Below are 18,752 nucleotides of genomic sequence, written 5' to 3' on the forward strand. Positions count from 1 at the left end.
CGCAGGTGGAACGGACGGTTTCGTTGCGGGCCGCCGGGGGAGCCGTGGTGGTGGCCGTACTGGCCGGTGTCGTCAACCCGCCGGCCCACGCGGCCGGCGACGACCGCGACAGGCGCAGCACGCAGACGCTCCGGGAACTGGTGCCCTCCGCCGAGGGCCCGGGCTGTTCGGCCGCGGTCGGCAGGCGCGGTGACGTCGTGTGGGAGGCGGGGCGGGGGAAGGCCGACCTGGCGACCGGGCGGGCCATCACGCCGGCGACGGTCTTCGACATCGCGTCCAACTCCAAACAGTTCACGGCCGACGCGGTCCTCCTGCTGGCCGGCCGGCACCGCCTCGCGCTTGACGACCCCCTGTCCGCCCACCTCGACCGGCCGCCCGCCTGGACCCGGCACGTCACGCTGGCCGACCTGATGCACCACACCAGCGGCATCCCCGACTACGAAGACCTGCTGCACGCCAAGGGCGTCGGGCTGACGGACCCGGCCGGCCAACAGGACGCCGTCAAGGCCATCCTCGCCACGCGGCCCGCGGATCCGTCCGGCCGGCGCTTCTCCTACTCCAACTCGAACTACGTCCTGCTGGCCCACGTCGTCGAAAGGGTCACCGGCAAGCCGTTCGCCACGTTCGTGCAGCAGGAGTTCTTCGACCCGCTGCGCCTGCGCATGGCCGTGGCCCCGGCGGCGGACGTTCCCGGCAAGGCGAAGTCGTACGAGGAGAAGGACGGCTCCTTCACCCCCCGGTCCTCCCCCTGGACGCAGTACGGAGACGGAGCCGTCCAGACCACACCCGGCGAACTCGTCCGCTGGGCCGACAACTACCGCACCGGCCGCATCGGCGGAACCCCCCTGCTCACCGGGGTCACGCAGGGAGCGGTGAGCGTGGGCGACGTGCTGCGTGCGCGCGGCGTCGACGAGGGCCGGTACGGGGCCGGCATCCTCCTTCTGCCCGACAGGAGCCTGGTGCACCGGGGCGACTGGGAGGGCTTCCACAGCGCCTTCAAGGTGAGCCCGGACCGCACCACCGCGGTCGCCGTCACGTGCAACACCGAACCCCCCGACAGCCTCCACGTGGCGAACCGCCTACTGGACATCTGGACCAAGTGACGCGAGGGCCCGCCTGGCGGAGACGACCACCGCTGGTCAGCGGGGCGACCCTGCGCGGTGGGCTACGTGACGTCGACTCCGTGCGCCCTGGCCAAGCCGTCCAGCCCGTCGGCCCATCCCTGTCCGACTGCTCGGAGCTTCCACACCGGCCGGCCCTCGGGGGACCTGTGCCGATACAGCTCCGCGATGACCATGGCCCTGATGGCAGGGTCGGCGGGTGGCTGGAAAGTCCAGGCGGCGGAAGCGCATCCGATGGACAGCTCCGCGTAGGTGAGGGAGCCGCATGTCAGTCCGGTGTCGACGTCCATGTTGATCGCGATCGTCATGCGCTGGACGTGTTCGGGCAAGGCTGCGAGGTGGACGGCGGCGCGCTCGACAGTATGCGTTCCATCGTGCTGCTTCCCCAGGAGACGCGCGGCCCCATCGGCGGCGGACGGCTGGTTGTAGAAGACGAAGTCCTCGTCGGAAGCGACCCGGCCCTGCGCGTCGGTGAGGAAGAGCGTGAGGTCGGCATCTGCGCCGTCGAAGCTGAATGCGATGTTCAGCCCTTCCCACGTCTCGTCGGGCAATGTGAGGTTCTGTCCCGGCGCGAGCGCTGCCGGGGCAGCGAGAACGGGCTCGTCGACGGCGGTTGTCCGGGCCGCGGACGGGGCCTGGGTCTTCCACTCGGCGAACGTGTGAATCCGATAGTGGTCCGGGGTCGGCGCATCGTGGGTGGCCGGAGTGTTGGCCAGGAGGTCGCCGTCCAGGCCGGCCAGTGTGGCGTCAACCGAGGCGGCGTCGTCCTGGGCGTGGTCGAGCAGGCATTGCAGGCCGGGCAGTCGACTGGTGTCCAGCGGCTTGATGGTGTTCGAGAGGTTTCCGGAGGCGGTAGCGGTAACTGCGCAGGCGACGTCCTGGCCGATGTCCAGGAAGCGCAGCGCGTCCTCCGGCTGCCGCCAGGGACCTGACTCGATGGCTCGGCGGGTCCACCGGCCGTACGCCACGAACCCCAACCGCTGGGTGTCCGGCATGCGCGTGATCACCGCGAGGTCGATCGCGGTGATCCCCGGCGCGACGGCGAATCCCTCCTTGAGGGTGGCGATGACGTTGGACCCCATGGCCGTGAGCCACCACAGGACCCGGTCCCGCTTCGTCAGCGTCTTCAGCGTGGGGCGCCCACTGGACGTGACCCCAGGAGTCTGGTCGGGCAGCGAGTCGATGTCGTGCTGCCGCATCACCACGGACATCACGGAGCCGTCCACCCCGACCGCACAGCCGGCGGCGGGGTTGTCGGAGAAGGCGTAGTTGACCGTCTCGCAAACGGTCGCCTCGTCGTTCGCGACGAGGGCCTGCCACCACTGATGTGCTTCGGTGGTCAGCGCCCCGTGGGCGCCGTGCAGCCTTGCCTGCTCGGCGGCCAGGTACACCGGCGCGTCCTGCTCTGCCCGCTGCTTCGCCTCCGCACGCTCTGCACGGGCGAACACACCGAGCCCCGCCAGATGGAACGCTCTGGCCTCGGCCAGCGCCCAAGGCAGTCCCAGTTGCGGGGGCCCGGGCACCACCGGTGGGTGGACGGGGGAGAAGGACTGCAGGTGCACGCTGGTCATCTGCTGCCGCAGTTCCCGCAGATGAGCGATTGCCGCGTCGCGTTCCGCCTCCTGTTGGGCCCGCTCAGCCTGTCGGCGAGCCCGTTCCAGCTGTGCGCCCGAGGGCACGGCGGCCCGCGGGCGCGAGCCGGAACGTGGGGTGCGGCTCGTGGTGGTCCGGCGGCGCCCACTGCCCAGCGCGGTGGAGGCGTACAAGGGCCCCATGCCCGACGAGAGCGTCGTCCGCCCGCCGCCCACGTTCACGCGTGCCATCCGTGGCCCGATCGACGTCCGTACGCCCCTCGTCGAGACACGCACGCTCAGTCCGGGCACACCAACGCGGAATCCGAAACCCATGGAGCCTCCCTCGCTGCTGCGGAAAGTCTCTCAGCCTTCCGGCACCGATGACGGGGCTTCGCACCTGCCGCTGGCGGACGGCAGGGGCTTCGAGGCACCAGCCGTCGGGGTAGCCCTTCGTGGAGCCGTCGCCGGCCACGGGCCTCGATCGCCCCCGTGCATGCCGGCGCTTCCTGTGTGCTTCCTCCACCTCGGCGTCATAGGTACGGCATCCGAACCCCACGGGCGCCGGGTTCAGCGGCAGAGCTCCATGATGATGTCGTCGAAGTCGGGGAACTCCTGGGCGGCCAGTTCGATCAAGGCAGTCGCTGACCGGCGCTGGTGCGGCGCGAATTGTTCAGCGATGGCGGTCAGTTCCCGATGAGGACGCGGGGTCCAGTCGGGCTCATACGAGGTGGCAGCTTCCCAGGGGCCGAAACCGCCCGCCAGTAGCCACAGGAAGTCACCCAGGTCGCGCGCGACGACACCGGTCTCTCCCTCGGACCCGAGGAAGACGATGGGCTGCTCGGCCAGGGGCCGGCTCGGGCGAACCAGCCAGAATGCCGCGTACCCGCCCGTGCCGTCCTGCCCGAACACGCGGAAGTCGTCGCCGTCCAGTTCACTGTTCCCGGTCCATGCCTGGAACCAGTCGGTGGTATCGGCGGCGGTCAAGAAGGCCGGGAAGGGCTCGAAGTCGATCCCGTTCTCGGCTGCGGAGTCGAATCGAACGGCCAGCACAGCGGCCAGCGTAGCGGGGAGCTGTCGGTCATCGGTGGGCGTCACGGGGACAGGCTAGCCATGGGGTCCGACATCGGCAGTCCGGCTCCGGCTCGGGAGGGGCAGACACAGAGGCAGAGCGCGGAGTGCCTCTGCGGGTGCCCGGCGGATTCTCCCCCAGAGGGCCCGGAGGCAGCTTCTTGATCAAGGGGTATCGAGGTGTGCTCTACAACCAGTCGCGCTTCTTGAAGATGACGTACAGGCTCGTGCAGACCACCGCCATGAGGAGGATGGCGAAGGGGTAGCCCGCCGCCCAGTGGAGTTCCGGCATGGTCTCGAAGTTCATGCCGTAGATGGTGCCGACCAGGGTGGGGGCGAAGAGGATGGCGGCCCAGGAGGAGATCTTCTTGAAGTCCTCGCCCTCCGGCCGCTGACCTGCGGAAATCAAGTCGATAAGCGCTTTGACCTGCGGCGATCGCCCTTTCGGGCCCTTTCCCCGTGCTGCCCGATTGTGCAGCCGATCCTCCCCAGCCGCTCCCCAACGGGGCTTCATTCTCCCCAGATTCTCCCCAGCGGAGGCTGCCTCTGAAGGAGGATCACCGCTGGCCGGGACCGTGATCCGCCTTTCACGGCAGGCTACGCGACGTAGTGGCAGCGGGGCAGGAGTAGGGGGGCGTTGGTGAGTATGGCCCTGGGCTCCGCCGGGTTCAGTGGGCTGAGGTCGGCCGGAAACTGGCGCGACGCTGAATCCCACCCGGCCTGGCCGGGGCCAGTCCGCAGCAGCTCGTGGTCCCGGCTTCGACGTCCGTTGCCGATCAGCTGCCCGTCTCGTCGGCCGTCGAGGCGTCCAAGAGACCGGCAGCAAGGCCGATACGCTTGAGTTCGCCTGCCCAAGGGGTGCCGGCCATGACGTCATCGAATGCCTCCATGCCGCAGTACAGCAGCATGAACGCCATGAAAGGCGACAGCTCATCCGGGCTCGCCACAGCGCTGTAGCGCGGGCTGTCGTAGAGGTGGACGGCATCCTCCGCGCTGTCGTCGAAGAACACACGGGCGGCGGAGATCCCGGAGTGGGAGTGCTGGGTCTCGCTGATCCAGATTTCCGGCAGCCCGCTCCCGAGGCGCCCCAGGAGCTTGCCCGTCAGGTTGAACTCGTTTGCGGGGTTCGGCGGGATGACCGCCGCTGCCACGGCGTCGGCCGCGGCAGCCACCTCATCGTCGTACGTGAACATGCCGCCCCCGTCGACCGCCCTGCGCAGCTTGCCGTGGCTGTGCTGGAAGGCCTTGTTCATCGAGTCGACGGCATCTTCGCCGTCCCGGGACAGCCACTGGAGCTGGGCCATGTACTCGATCATCAGCCGGCGGTTCGGGGCAGCCTCATGGCCGAGACCGTTCCGGTACATGAGGACGACAGCGCACGCCTGGCGATGGAGCGCCGCGACCAGCCCCCACCCGATCACGTAGGGCCGACGGTTCTCCGGCGGGGGAGCGTGCGGCCCCGTGTCCCGCTGCAACAGCTCGGTGAGGTCCTGAAGACCTTGGTACGCCTTCTCGTTGCGCTGCTCGGGGGAGAGTTCCATGGCCGAAGCCTCTCGCAGCCACCTTGGTATCGCAGCCGAAAACGGGAGAGGGTCTCACAGATAGTGCACGCTGGTTGGGCCGTCCGGGCGCCGACATTTGCGGGGGCCGGGGAGTGGCCGCAACAAGTCTTACGGGCCGCTTCGCGGCCTGGCGCCAGAGCGGAGGCTCCCGTACGTGGCATAGGCGTGCTCGTCAGGACAGAACCAGCCTCTCGAGCCCGTTGAAGACGGTGGAGAAGGTACGTTGGGGCTGACTTGCCGGGGGAACCGCAAAACTCCCCCTACGAGGGCTGTTGAGCCCGCAGGACGGCCGCCAGGCTCTCCCCGCCCCCGCTCCACCGCGCGAGTTCCTCACGGCCCACCAGGCGCACGCGATGCTCCTTCTTCGACCAGACCTTCGCCGAGCCGGTTAACTTCCCGTTCGTCACGAGGATCGGCAGTGCCGAGGGCTGCATCGCGTTCGCCCCGCCGAACAGGTGCTGCGCGACCGGCTGCCCGACGGAGCCGCTGCCACCGGTGAAGTGCTTCGCCTGGACCATGATGTAGCGATCGAGGTCGTCCATCGCAAGGACGTCGGCGCCTTGGTCGCCAGCCCCGCCGCCGGAGCGCATGACCCGATAGCCGTCCCGGTCCAGCAGATCACCTATCAGCTTCTCGAAGCGGGAGTGGTGCAGCACGTCGATCTGGTCCATGGGTAGGCCCGCCGGTTCTGTGAAGATGCCGGCGTTGAGCAACTGCTCGAGGAGCCCAACGACCGTCGTGCCGTACTTGACCAGTTGCTCGTACCGGTGGCGCACGACCGTGGAGTGCTCCAACTCCACATCAAACGCACTCGCTTTGACGGGATGGATATCCATGCTGTCCCAGCTCGGGCAAGCCGGACGCTCGTCCAGGAGACGCTGTTCGAGCCGAGCCGCCCAGTCACGCCTGCGCCGGGAGTGAGGGTCGTTGGCGAGGATCTTGCGCAAACCACGGCGCACATCCTCGACGACGCTCAGGAGTCGTTCCTCCTGTACCTGCACTGCTCGGATCAGCAAGAGATCGCGGCGGCGTGCGGCCGGGCTAAGCTCGGCCGGTAGGAACCACGCGGTCATCTCGTATTCCGATAAGACGCCGAGGACGGCTTGCGCCTTGTGGCGCATCGTAGAGAGAGCTTCCTCCAGCCCGTACAGGCTGTTGACCGCGGGCGCGTTGCTGAAGAACACGAATTCTGTGCGGCTCAAGAGGTTCCCTCCCCAGGGCGGCGTCACCGCTAGGAGCGTAGATCACAGCACTGACAGCGACGCCGACCGGCGCCGCGGGGCGCCGGGGCGTGGCCTCGGGACAGCACTCGGCGGCTAGAACTCGAACGCCAACTGCTCTGCGCACAAGCTGCGCACGTCCGTCCGCACGCTGGTTGTCGACGTAGCTGCTCCGCAGTGCCGTCGTACGCTGCCAGAGCTCCACCACTTCAACTGCCGACTGGGAGAAGCCGCGTGACCGAGCCGCAGCGCAAGCCCTTCCTGTGCACCGTCGTATGCGCGGCCGGGATCGCCGGCGATGTCGGCAAACTGATCACCGCCGCGCAGGAAGGCCCGGGAACGCATGCCCGCTGGCTCACCAAGGACGGCTATGAGGTGCTGCTCGTAGATCCCGTGCCTAAGCACGTGGAGCAGGCCCGCGCGTACGCGCCCGGGTGTTCGGCCGAGCTTGGCGACGCCCGCGATCTAGCCCTCCCGGCCCACTGCTTCGAGGCGGTCTTGCTGTTGGGCCCGCTGTACCACCTGGCGGACCGCGCCGATCGCCTCAGGGCTCTCCGGGAGGCCCGGCGGGTCGCGGTCCCGGGCGGCTTGGTGGCGGCCGCAGGGATCTCCCGCTACTCCCTGATGCAGGACTACACCGTCAGCGCGGGCCTGACCCCGGAGTTGTTGGCCGGTGAGGTCGCGCAAGTCATCAGCACAGGCTCCTACGACGGCAGCAGGGGGTTCACGGTGATTCACTTCCACACCGCAGCTGAGCTTGCCGAGGAGGCCACCGAGGCGGGACTCAATGGTGTGAGCGTGCACGGAATCGAGGGTCCGGGGTGGGCGTACGTAGTCGCGGCAGACCGCTATGCGAGCCAGAAGGTAGCGGGAGCGCTGCTCGCGGACGCGATCGCGACGGCCCGCCTCGCGGACGAGCACTGCGCGCTCGCGGACGCCTCCTCGCACGTTCTCGCGGTCGGCACAGCCTGAGGTGCAGGGCTCGCCGGCGAGTCCTCATCGGGGAACTTGGCGAGTCGTCGTAGGGGTCGCGGGATGAGCTGGCGCACTCTCCGGCTGCCGCATGCCAAGCATCGACGAGCGGGTGCACGGAGGTGGAAGTGGCTGTCCGAGGCAGCGGCCGCGGCCTTCCTGACGACACGACCCGATCAAGTTCAGTGGCACCCTCGTGGAGCCCTTACGTCATACACCATCCGGAGTCGCAGTTTCCGTCCCCGAGGTCGTCGCCGGCTGGATTACGAATGGCGGTCCCCAGAGGGGCTCCATACCGTGTGAGGTAGACGTCATCACGACCCAGTGCGGCGCGACGAGCGTTGATGAACCTCTCCAGTTTCTCCGATTTGCTGAATAGCTCAGGCTCGGATTTTCGCTGCGTTCGCCATTCGTCGACGGTGTGAAATGGGCAGAAGAAGCACGAGCTCTTGGGAGGTACGGGGAGTCCGGCCTCTCTGATCAGCTGTATACAGTCTTCGCGATGCAGCCCGAGATCGAGCAGAGGGTAAGAGACCCTCTGATTGGGTTCGGCCCGTCGTCTGTTCGCCCGGTGGATCTCGTCGGCAGATATCCCGATGCCGACAGTGGCTGGCCTGTCTGCTGAGGCGCCATGCGCCTTGAGCCACTTGGAGATCACTTTGATCTTGAAGTCGGCCGTGCAGTTGCGGCGTCCAGGAGCTCCATTAGCCATCCGGACCGGGATCGGTATGGAGCGTGCGTCCGGCCTGTGCAGCACCTGCCAGAGCGTATCCGTGCGACCGTCTCGTCGTACCTTCTCCAGGATCTCCAGGGATATCCCGTGCTCCCGTGCGAAGGGTGAGGCAACCTCCCTGATGTATCGCAGAGTCCCTGGGTTCTCGCTGTCGTCCCCGACATTAGAGAACAGGAAGGTGGGGAAGTCGATTCCTCCCTTTGCTGCTAGGGCAAGAAGCGCAGTGGACTGCACGCCACCGCCGTACGATATAACCCGCAATGCGCTCTGCGGCTCATGTTCGGCAATCGGGTCGAGGTCGTGCGTAGCGGCAAATTCGGTCAAGTCCAGCCCCTCCGTGGTCTCGGTCTACACAACCAAACCCACGTATGGGGGAGAAGTCAACGACAAGTTGTATGGAATTCTTGAGTTACTGGCGAGCTTGGATATTTGGCAATTTCAGATCCGCTCTGGATGGGATGGATTTTTGGATTCAACCGGTAGAAATCCGCTGTGGTGTGGGTAGGCCATTGAGCGGGGCACGCCGGGCAGGAGCTGCCTGAGGAGTGAGGCGACGGCGCCAAAGAGAAAGGGCCTTGCTGACTCCGGCGTAGACCGCAGTCAGCAAGGCCCCTCAACGTGCGAGAGCTCTACAGGTGGCACACGGCGCAGCCGGCCTCGTCGTCGTCCTCGTCGTGAGCATCCGCGAGTATCTCGAGTAGGGGGCGGTTCGGCTTCACACGCTTGGCTGCGCGGTCGAGCGCGGCCTGGTGCTTTTCCTCGATCTCGTCCCGGCGAGCGATCAGTTCGTGCAGGGACTCACCCTGGGACCAGGTGTACTCGCGGCCCTGCATCGCGGTGCGCCGGTAGTTGACCTTCTCCTCGTACGCTATGGCCTTCTCGAACAGCTCCGGGTGACGGTCCTTGAGGCCCACCCACTCGTGCTTGCGCTGGAAGAAGCAGAAGTAGCAGCCCGAGCGGGTGCGCCACTCGTAATAGGCCGGGAGACCGATGCCAGCCTCTTCGAGGATGCGGTCGACGCCGGCTCGGTCGATGCCGTCTTCCCGGAAGGGGAAGACCGCGGAGATGTTCGGCTTGGTGCTGACGTAGCCGAGGCGGTTCTCATCGGCGCGGATCGCGACGTAGGAGATCACCTCGTCATCGCCAACCCACTCCTCCAGGGGCTTGAGCTTCAGGTTCTTGGTGCACCAGCGCATCTGAGGGCTGGGCAGCGTGCCCTGGTAGACCTCGAGCCAGTGGTCGAAATCGCGGGTCGCGTTGAGACGCACGATCGGCTTGCCGACGGCGGCCTCAAGTCGGTTGAGGTACTCGTACGTCTCCGGCAGCTCGGCGCCGGTATCGCAGAAGAAGTACTCCATCTCCGGTACCCGGTCACGCATGTGAATCGCGAGAGCGGAGGAGTCCTTGCCTCCCGACAGGCCGAGGACGTGGCGCTTCTTCTCCACCGGGCTGTTGTTGTCGGTCACAGCGTCTCCTTCGTCGTCGGGGCCGCGTTGGCGTCCTGCACGGCCAGGCGCTCGGCCAGGGCGGCGAGAAGGATTCGTGCGCCGTCGGGACCCAGTGCTTCTTCAGCCTGCCTGATGACACTGACAACGAGCTCGTCGGCCACCTGGCGGGACTGCTTGGGGACGTGGATGAGGGTGCGTTCCTCGGTCCCCTGAGGGGTGGTGAGCGTCAGCAGATGAGTGTCGATCTGCCGGGTATCGGTCTCTTCCTTGGCCGCATCGGTCGCGGTGTGGGCTTCGTACAGGTGGCTTACACGGTCGAGCGCGCGGGCAACTTCCTTGACCTGCCGCGGGAAGGTCGCGGCGTCCTTGTCAGTCCAGTCTCCCAGGGCTCGGTTCGCCAGGCGGATGATGATCGGGTCGAGCCAGTCCTCGTCCGGCAGGCTCTCGTTGAGAACACGCGAGACGAAGCCCTGCAGGTTGAGCTCGAGCGGCGCGTTGGCGAATCCGAGCAGCCGTTCGGTGAGTCCGGTGCGGAGGCTAGTGATCTCGGCCGGGAGACGGAACTCGCGGCCGATCGTGGCCACGACCTCCTGGCGCAAGGCAGCGCCGGCACCGGTGAGATCGTCAAGTGCTGCGGTCAGGCTGGCGACGAAGGCCTTGGCTGCCTCGTCGTCCCGAGGTGCCGTAGCCCCGATCGGCTCAAAGCCCAACGCTGCGGGCAGAGAGGTGAAGACCAGCTCGTCGGGGTCGGTGGCCTGAGAAAGCACGTCGCGGATCGCGAGTGCCTCGGCGCTCAGCCGACGAGTCTTCAGGGCATAGGGCTCCAGAACCATGACGCGCTCGAGCATCGCCCGCGTCACGCCGAGCAGCGCAGGGTTACGCGCAGCCCGGGACCGCGGGGTGTCGACGTTGAGTGCCTTGGCCAGGCTGTTGACGACGAGGAGGCGCTGTCCGCGGCCCGTCGGGGCAGCCTTGATCGTGAAGCGGTCCGGGTAAGCGACGTTGAGCCTCTCGACGATCTCCGGAGTGAGCCGCTGGCAGTAGTTGCCGTCCTCGAACAGGGCGACGTCCTGAGCCCGCAGAATGAGTGCGGTAACCACGAGGATCGGAACGACGCCGGCCTTGACACCGTAGGGCGGCGCCATGAGCTGCTCGTAGATGTCGACGATCGGCGTGGCCTCCTTCGCGCCGGTCAGGGCTTCCTCGAGGGCTTCCCAGGCCTTGATGATGCTGGGGTTCTTCTCGAGGTTGGGGCGCGACAGGCCATGCGTGAGGATGCTCGTGGTGTCGGTTCCAGCTTCCGTCTCGCCGGCGGCGCGGTGCAACCCGAGGTATTCCAGGACGCCGTGGTACATGGCCCGCTCAGGCGTGTACTTCGTCCTGTCGTATCCGAGCAGGGGGTTGCCCGAACGCTGCAGCATTGAAGTCAGCAGTTCGCGACGGGCACGGGCGCCGTTGCTAGTCAGTTGGTGGCGTCCCACCATCTCGTTGCGGATGTGCGGGGTATGCGGGTATACCCGGTCGCAAGCCTGAGAGGCTAGGTTGGCGTAGCTGCGGGCCTCGATGGGCTCGCTGTCATCACCCTGGACCTCGGTTCCCTTGTGCCACAGGTGCCAGTTGGACTGCGGGCTCAGGGGATTGAACGCCTCGTCCAACAGGGCGCCGATGGTCTGCGAGAGATCCGCTGCACGTTCCTCGATCTCGCGGGTGGCGACGTGGTCGATGCTGTCGTCGTCGAGAAGCTCCTCGAGAGCGACCAGGTCGATGCCAGCCTGCAGAACGGCGTCCGGGTTTTTCGTGGTGCCGATGAGCACCGGCAGCGGCGACTGCACCGAGGGGCGGGTCTTCAGTGGCCCGAGGTGGTAGACGATCAGGCCGTCAGCAGCGTCCTGGACAATCTGAGGTCCCTGGAGCTTCTCGCCCTTGTGGCTGACCGTGGTGGAGAAGTAGCGCAGCATGCCCGTGCGCTGGCTGTGTCCGCCGGCCACGACCGCCGCAGGAAGTACCGTCCCGAGGTGCTTGCTGAAGTAGCCCAGGACGTCTGCCGGGGCGATACGCGTGGCCACCTCTCGAACACGCGCATCGATGTCGACGTCTGTGCCTTGCCAGACCCGGTACTCGTTGCTGTAGGCGCGGTGGACGATGAAGCCGTCGTCGACAAGCTTGTTCAACCGCTCTTGCAGGGCGGCGAAGCGATCGGGGTCGAGTGCGTCCGTCGGGTCATTCAGAGCGAACTGGATCATGGGCGGGGTGGCGCCCAACGCACCATCGGCATCCATGAGGTTGAGGATGCCGATCACCTTGAGAACGTCTTGGTCCTCCGTGGGCAATCCATGGGCCTCATTGAGACGGTTGTCGACCTCGAGCCAGCGGCTGGCCTTAGTCGAGGCGAGGATCGTGGTACGGCCGGAGGCGAAGAAGTAGTCGTACAGCTGCGGCAGGCGCAGGGTGCATGCCTGCTCAGGGGCGTCAGACGACAAGGTCTCCAGAGCCCGGCGGACCGTGTTCGGTTCGTCGCTGGCCAAGAATCCGGTGAGGCTGCGGTCGTGTTGGCCGATCTGTGCAGCGAGCAGAGGCGCGGCAACGGCGGTGAGCGGGTGCAGAGGGTAGAGGCTGGCGAACATCTCCGCGGAGATGTCCACGACAGTGCGTAGGGCGTGGCGCTGCCACGTGTTAGCCGCTGCGTCGGCCTGCTGCTGGATGAGTTCGCGACCAGACTCCGAAACCCCGGTCAAGTCGAGGCGTCGACGCATGAGGTGGACTGCGTCGCCGAGGTTCGGAGCGAAGGTGATGTCTTCGAAGCGGCCTTGGACCTTGGCCCATTCCTGGGTCTGGATGGCGCTGGAACGGGCCGCGTAGTCGGTGAATGCAAGGTGCTGCAGCGTGAACATGAACAGCCGCATGCCCGAGGGGCCAGCGCCCTTCTCGGCAAGCATCTGCAGCAAGAACACGTCGCTCGCAGCGTTTCCCGAGTCGCCGGCAGCGGCGGAGTACTCGAGGTTCTTGCCGAACTCGTCGATGATCAGGAGCAGGGGATGCCGGTCGCACAGGGCCGCGACGGCGTTGGTGATGCTCTCGTGGCTCGGGACCTCGCCTTCCGCGCAGGCGGCCAGCGCCTGGGCGATTTCCTTCGGAACCCTCTTCTTCCACTTACGCTCGACCGCGGTCTGAAGAGCGCGGTGCACGGTAGCGGCGAGAGGTTCGCGTCGAGCCGTGGCAACAGCGCCGAGGAAGCCGGCCTTGTCGCTGAGTTCATCGCGTACGCGGGCCAGCCGAGCGGCCTGCCCGGGGTTGCTGGCCCTGACCGCAGCCTCGGCCTCGGCACGTCGGGTTTCGTCGTGGCCAAGGAAGGCGTCGAAGAGGTTCGAAAGGGTGGACTTGCCAGAACCGTACGGACCAGTGAACGACCAGGCGCGGGTGCGCCGCAGATTGGCCACGGCGTTGGTGACGCGATCAAGTACGTCGAGCGCGCGGGCTCCTACGTACGGGTCGTTGAGGTGCTTCTCCTCGACGTCGCGCTCAAGGTTGGTGGAGCGCAGCTCCGAGCCGACCAGGGAGATACCAGCAGGGAGCTGTGCAGTGGCGACCTGCTGAGGGCGCTGAGTGGTCTTCGTTGCCATGGTTACGCGATCTCCTCGATCAGGTCCAGCGCCTCGACCTGCTGGGGCATCTTCTTACGCGTCCGCTTGGGAGCGCTGCCGTCAAGTGCGGGGTACTTCTTGGTCCATTCCTGGGGTGTGGGGAATCCCTCGCGCTCGCGCACGCGTCCGTAGTGTGCGTCGAGGATGTCCCAGGCAAGCGGTAGGGGAGCCTTGGAGAAGGCCAGGCTGCTCTGGCCGAGTGCCGAGACGATCTGCAGGTCCGGGTGGTCGCTGACCAAAGACTCGATGGCCTTTGCCAGATCGGGTTCCCGCATGCGGAAGGCTCGGCCCGGAGATCCCGGATCCTGCGCGAGTCGGGCCAGCGAGATGGATCCGGCGTTCGCCGAGGACCGCGCGGCGAAGTCCAGGCAGGCGTAGGCCAGTACGGGTGCCGGCAGGTTCGAACGCGATCCGTTGGTGAAGCGCCAGCTCCGTTCCTTGCCCTTGCCCTGGCCTTCCAGCAGGCCTAGTTCACGGAAGGGGGACATGAGGAGGTCTTCGAAGCTACCCGGCGACAGCGGGTTGAACTCCTGGTCCAGCGCGTACATCTTGATCATGCATTCCACATCACGCGAGATGGACTCGCCCGCGGGCCAGTCCTTCTCCCTGAAGTTCTCGTGGACGTGGCGCGTGATGAAGCTGGTCATCTCGGCAGAAGTGACCCGGGAGCGGGGTGCCAGGTTGAAGATCATGTACCAGCTCGGCGCCCAGCACTTGGCTTCGGAGTCGTTCGAGAGCAACCACCAGTGCAGCAGCCACAAGCTGCCCGTGTCCTCGAGGTAGGGGTCTGCTCCTTCTTCGTCGAGCAGCCACCGGGCCCGCCAGGTCGGAGATGCGACGAGGGCCCGGTAGGAGGCGTCCTCATGCGGGTGCTCCTGCGTGAGTTTGAACGCTTTCGACCAGTGCCGCATGGAATACACCATGTTCTTGCCCACGCCGAGCAGGACGGGAGCGTCCTCGCGGTGGAAGATCTCGCTGTCGTGCTTGACCTGCATATACGCCTTGTGCAGCCAGCCGAAACGCGGGGCAAAGGTTTCATGGCGCCCGAAGGAGAGCTCCACGGCTTCAGGGAGCCGGCTGTCTGACATGGGAAGGGCCTTTCAAGTGCAAGATCGGAGAGGACGTGTCTGTGTGGGATAACGCCGGTCAGGGTTCAGCCGTCGCGGCCATGACCGACCGCACGTGCCGAACGGCCTCGATGGCTGCGGCCGTGGCTCGTTCGATGTCGCGTTCGGTGGTGGCGTAGCCGAGGGAGAAACGCACGGTGGAATCCGCGTCGTCGCGGCTACGCCCCATGGCGAGAAGTACGTGGCTGGGACTGGGAGCCCCTGACGAGCACGCGCTCCCGTCAGATGCAGCTACCTGTGGCATAGCCGCGAGGACGGCGTCTGCTGGCACGCTTGGGAAGGTGACGCTGGTCACTCCTGGAAGCCGAGGAACGCGAGCTCCATTGATCCGGCAATCGGAGACCTCGGCGGCCAGAGTGGCTTCGAGGGCGTTGCGGAGCGCACTGACCCTGACCACCTCATCGGCTAGCTGCCGACGGGCAGCTTGAGCAGCAGCACCGAGCCCTGTGATTCCAGCTACGTTCAGCGTGCCGGCTCGCCACCCGCGCTCGTGCCCGCCACCAACGAGTAGTGGGCGGTGTGGCAGGGGCGTTCCACGACGCACGAAGAGGGCGCCAACCCCTTGCGGGCCTCCGAACTTATGGGCCGAGAGGGAGAGCAAGTCGACATCGAGCTCTCTGAGGTCCAGTGGGAGGCGTCCGACGTACTGCGTAGCGTCAGTATGGACCAGAGCGCCGGCCTCGTGAGCGGCTTTGCAGACCGGGGCCAGGTCGGTCAGGACGCCGGTCTCGTTGTTGGCAAGCATGAGGGAGACGAGCGCCACGGTGTGGTCGCGAAGTGCTGCACTTAGAGGCTCAAGGTCAACGACGCCGTCCTTGTCCACCGGGAGGAGAAGGAGCGAGTCGGGCTGCTCCGCCGTAACGGCACGGGCCGTTTCGATCACGGCCAGGTGTTCCGCGGCCGTGGTTACAAGCAAGCCGCCACGGGCGTAGCCAGCCCTCAGGGCTAGGCTGTTCGCCTCCGTGGCCCCAGATGTAAAGATGATCTCGCCTGGGGAGCAATTCAGCAGGTCAGCGAGGTCTCGGCGGGCTGCATCGACCCGGGCGGCAGCATCGCGGCCGGGGTGGTGCATGCTTGAGGCATTACCGACGCTACGCAGTGCGCCGAGCGTTGCTTCGAGGGCCTCTGGCCGCAGAGGCGCCGTGGCGTTGTAGTCGAGATACGTCACATCTGCGTCCTGCAGGTCCCCTGCCATGTTCTGCCCCCACTTGCCCGCTGTGTGCCCCGGTCACTCCTGGCGGCTTGCCTCGTGATGTTCTCATCTCCCACCAGGAGTGCACTGAGATACTATCCAACGCCCGGCGGCGGAGGTGGCGCCTCCTCTCTGAGAGGAGGGTGCAGAGGATGCTCCGCCCCTTTGAAGGCAGGGCGCTATAGACGATCTGACCTGCACGTTTGGTGCTGAGGGGGCCCAGTGATCGTGTCCCCAAACACGACAGAAACTCACACTCCTGGTGGCCTATGGGGCCGTGTATTGCGGGTTCCCCAGGACGACCACAGCCTTGACGGCTGGTGTCTCACGCTGAGCCGACGCCTCCGAGGCCGCATGGCCCTGCAGCGACGTCCGAGGCGTCAGGAGGCCGGCGGCACAGGTGTCGCGTGAGGTGAGCGGCGCCGCCTCTCCTGACAAGGGAGAGCCCGCTGCTCCGGTGATTCTTTCATTCGGGCGATGTTCGCGTCGGCAGGCGTGAACCATCTCAGCCTTCTGAAGAATCAGACTCTGCGCCTCTGGCGGACAGCCGCCCGCCTTGCGCTGTACCGCCGCACAGTACAGCGCAAGGCGAGAGCGGCCAGACCGTAGCGCTATGAGTTGCAGCCGCAGTTTGTCCGAGTCCCTGCTCGCTTGCTGGCTCGGGACGGGCAGCATTACTGTCAGCGCAATAAATCACGTGCAGTCGGGAATCCCCAGCCAGGGAGCAAGTGAATCCCAAGCCAACTCGCAAAGTCGCTCAGAACGCTCCTGTACAAACTTAGGAGTCCACTCCTCCTGCCTCTGAGACAATGAGGCAACAAGTGGCAGGTAGTGCGCCTCGCGCGCTATTTCTTCTGCTCGCTTTCCAAGAGTCAGACCCTCAGCCCTGGCGTCCACCAGCGTCTTCTCTGCCTCCTCCACGGTCTCGGATGAGACAGCTCGGAACATTATCCGCTTCACCCGCCAGTCTCGGTTGCTTACGGAAGAGTTCTCGACGGGAGGGAGGAGCGTGAGGTTGCCGATTCTGTCGATCATCGCCGGATCTTGGTATAGCTCATCTGACCAGCCCCGTGAGATTTGGCCGTTTTGAGGCGCCACGTGCTCTATCGTGGCGAACGTTTCACTTCGCCAGCTTTCCAAGTCAAGGGCCGGAAGGATCCCGCGACGTCCGCGAATCACGAGCCCTGGGTTTTCGGGGTCGGGGCTCGTATCCTCTGACGCTGCCAGCAATAGCAGCCTGGTCAACGGCTTGGATGCACTGTAGACGGGTGTTCGTGATGCCCGGGCCACCCATTCTTCTTTGGTTCCAAGACCAGCCGAGCGGAGCCGTTCTCGAAGGAACTCCTGCATGAGTTCTACAGGCGGCACCGAGGTCAAGGGGGACGATCTCCGTGCGAAGCCGGGATACTCGCCCGTATTTGAGATCATGAGAGACCGGTAGACGGAATCGATCCCGTTTGTTCCGCCATATGCGCCCCTCCAGATGCCGTAGAATGCTCCACAGGATCGCACGGCATGGAGGAATTGCTCGACCCGGGAATCGACATCCTCCTCATGGTTTACCCTGTAGGCGGCGAAATATCGAGAAAGTGGCGCAATCACGATCTCGTGGCCGCCATCCCTGAGGGCTGCCAAGGATATGCCCGCTTGCTTGAGTAGCTTTCCATTCGTATGCGCAGGAAGCTTGGGCGGGTCTTGCCACGGCCCCTCGAAGAATCGAGCTACCTGCATCAGAGCCGCCAGGAAATCTCGCTGCGCCTCGACCTGTGGGTCCCTGTTGAAGGCAACTCTCAGGTAGCGACGCTGGTCGTTAAGACGCTTACCGAGTTTCTCGCCATCCTGCAATAGAGCGAACGGTATCAGAAGGCTACTCGTGACGCTCTGGCGTCGATCCGCAGACGAACTGCCCTCCCTCTCGAGGTACTCCTCAATGACATCAAAATACTTCTTTGATTGAGATTCTTGCCAGTGATCGATGCTTTCGGCTTCGATCACGCGGGGCTTGAATGTTTCGATGGCCGTTAGTGACTGCCCTGTCGTATTGAGGGCCTCGAACATATCGAACCCGTCATCCTCGCGCTTCGCGGTTACGACGACGACGGTTACCCGCGAGAGGAGGTAATTGGCAAAAACAATTAGTCGGGCCAACGATGCCACATTGACATCGTTGTGAAGGGCTTCCTTCACGGCAGGAGACAGCTGGTTGTTGAATAGCGAAACTTGAAGTTCATCGGATGCTGCTATCTCGGCCCCGCCGGGAAGTGTCAGGTCATCTTCCTTGGCGACTGCGCCGCCGACAGATCTCCTCAGTGAACCCCGCGTCTCACTGCGAATTTTCGCCAAGTGTTCATACGCGTTGAGATCGATACCTTCGGCTCTGTTATCTCCAATAGGGGTATGCTTGAAAGGTTTCCTTTCCAGCTCCCCGTTCCGCGCATGCTCGCCGTATGCTTGCAGGAAATGCCCGACGGGGGACCTGTAGGAAGCCTCCCCTGCCTTCCTGGACCACACGTCGCTGTATGCGCGAATCAACTTCGGGTAAAATCGGTGGTCACCCCAATTCATGTCCTCCTCGTAGCATTTCGCAAGCTGTGCCGTTACGTTTTTTGCTTGGTTTATGACCCATGATTCCGCTTCGGTCTCGGGTGTCATTTTTGCCGAGCGGACACGGATTTCTTCGTGGAGGGTGGTGATGAGAAGGAGCAGGGTTGTGAGCCGCTGTTGACCGTCAATAATGGTCATGATGACGGTCGGAACATGCTCTCTGTAGATTGGTTTAATCGTACTGTAGTTGGTGTCCTTCAGTGCGATTACAGTGCCCAAAAAGCAAATAGAGTCTTTGTCGCCACTGAGTTGCTCGAGGCCGTGGGCGACGTCAGCGAGTAGTCTCCTTACTTTCGGGAGCTCCCAGCTATAGGCCCTCTGGTATGGCGGTATGTAGAGCCCTTGGCCGTTCGCGCTCAAAAACTGAAAGACTGACAGCGGCTTTGCATCAAAGATGTCGCGTGTCTCCATGCTCAGGCTTGCCCTCTCCCGCCATGTTCGTATCTGCATCGCGGCTTCCTCATCGAAGCCATCTGACCTGCCATCAGCC

At 65.3% G+C, this 18,752-nt stretch carries 12 protein-coding genes and 2 pseudogenes; 3 read left to right on the forward strand and 11 right to left on the reverse strand.

What is annotated here, in order from left to right; genetic code table 11:
• Positions 1 to 5 precede the first annotated feature (5 nt).
• The gene (locus ACZ6KO_RS01860; RefSeq protein WP_469298746.1) at positions 6 to 1,103 is read left to right on the forward strand and encodes a serine hydrolase domain-containing protein; all 1,098 of its coding nucleotides are present in this window, start codon (positions 6 to 8) and stop codon (positions 1,101 to 1,103) included.
• A 62-nt stretch (positions 1,104 to 1,165) separates the two neighbouring features.
• Here the strand turns inward: ACZ6KO_RS01860 and ACZ6KO_RS01865 are convergent, their stop codons facing one another.
• The 5 genes and pseudogenes from ACZ6KO_RS01865 to ACZ6KO_RS01885 all read right to left on the reverse strand — a co-directional run bounded on the left by ACZ6KO_RS01865 (position 1,166) and on the right by ACZ6KO_RS01885 (position 6,527).
• Positions 1,166 to 2,944, reverse strand: a complete 1,779-nt coding sequence (locus tag ACZ6KO_RS01865; protein ID WP_469298748.1) for a TerD family protein — start codon at positions 2,942 to 2,944, stop codon at positions 1,166 to 1,168.
• Positions 2,945 to 3,262: 318 nt separating this feature from the next.
• Entirely contained in the window at positions 3,263 to 3,790 is a 528-nt protein-coding gene (locus tag ACZ6KO_RS01870; protein WP_469298751.1) for an SMI1/KNR4 family protein, read from the reverse strand.
• Between the two features lie 160 nt (positions 3,791 to 3,950).
• Positions 3,951 to 4,148, reverse strand: a pseudogene (locus ACZ6KO_RS01875) (CorA family divalent cation transporter); the annotation flags it as partial.
• 391 nt (positions 4,149 to 4,539) lie between these two features.
• A complete protein-coding gene (locus ACZ6KO_RS01880) occupies positions 4,540 to 5,304 on the reverse strand; it encodes a DUF5677 domain-containing protein (RefSeq protein ID WP_469298755.1) in 765 nt (254 codons plus the stop codon).
• Between the two features lie 281 nt (positions 5,305 to 5,585).
• The gene (locus ACZ6KO_RS01885) at positions 5,586 to 6,527 is read right to left on the reverse strand and encodes a restriction endonuclease (protein ID WP_469298758.1); all 942 of its coding nucleotides are present in this window, start codon (positions 6,525 to 6,527) and stop codon (positions 5,586 to 5,588) included.
• A 252-nt stretch (positions 6,528 to 6,779) separates the two neighbouring features.
• Between ACZ6KO_RS01885 and ACZ6KO_RS01890 the strand changes: the two are divergent.
• Positions 6,780 to 6,875, forward strand: a pseudogene (locus ACZ6KO_RS01890) (flavoprotein); the annotation flags it as partial.
• Complete coding sequence (locus tag ACZ6KO_RS01895) at positions 6,858 to 7,517, forward strand: class I SAM-dependent methyltransferase (RefSeq protein WP_469301465.1); 660 nt, start codon at positions 6,858 to 6,860, stop codon at positions 7,515 to 7,517. The pseudogene ACZ6KO_RS01890 and the gene ACZ6KO_RS01895, both read left to right, overlap by 18 nt.
• 205 nt (positions 7,518 to 7,722) lie before the next feature.
• On the opposite strand, the gene ACZ6KO_RS01900 is transcribed toward ACZ6KO_RS01895, so the two are convergent.
• From ACZ6KO_RS01900 to ACZ6KO_RS01925, 6 genes are all read right to left on the reverse strand, one after another.
• Positions 7,723 to 8,574, reverse strand: coding sequence for an adenine nucleotide alpha hydrolase family protein (locus tag ACZ6KO_RS01900; protein WP_469298760.1), 852 nt, complete (start codon positions 8,572 to 8,574; stop codon positions 7,723 to 7,725).
• A 305-nt stretch (positions 8,575 to 8,879) separates the two neighbouring features.
• Entirely contained in the window at positions 8,880 to 9,716 is an 837-nt protein-coding gene (locus tag ACZ6KO_RS01905; RefSeq protein WP_469298762.1) for a phosphoadenosine phosphosulfate reductase domain-containing protein, read from the reverse strand.
• Positions 9,713 to 13,318, reverse strand: a complete 3,606-nt coding sequence (locus ACZ6KO_RS01910) for an ATP-binding protein (RefSeq protein ID WP_469298764.1) — start codon at positions 13,316 to 13,318, stop codon at positions 9,713 to 9,715. The genes ACZ6KO_RS01905 and ACZ6KO_RS01910 overlap by 4 nt, the downstream gene beginning before the upstream one ends.
• A gap of 2 nt (positions 13,319 to 13,320) precedes the next feature.
• Complete coding sequence (locus ACZ6KO_RS01915; RefSeq protein WP_469298766.1) at positions 13,321 to 14,400, reverse strand: DUF4007 family protein; 1,080 nt, start codon at positions 14,398 to 14,400, stop codon at positions 13,321 to 13,323.
• A gap of 85 nt (positions 14,401 to 14,485) precedes the next feature.
• Positions 14,486 to 15,661: a cysteine desulfurase family protein gene (locus tag ACZ6KO_RS01920; protein WP_469298768.1), complete on the reverse strand. Its 1,176-nt coding sequence runs from the start codon at positions 15,659 to 15,661 to the stop codon at positions 14,486 to 14,488.
• Positions 15,662 to 16,351: 690 nt separating this feature from the next.
• Complete coding sequence (locus ACZ6KO_RS01925; RefSeq protein ID WP_469298771.1) at positions 16,352 to 18,712, reverse strand: DUF262 domain-containing protein; 2,361 nt, start codon at positions 18,710 to 18,712, stop codon at positions 16,352 to 16,354.
• Positions 18,713 to 18,752: the final 40 nt, after the last annotated feature.

Source organism: Streptomyces sp. NPDC042102 (assembly GCF_055582305.1).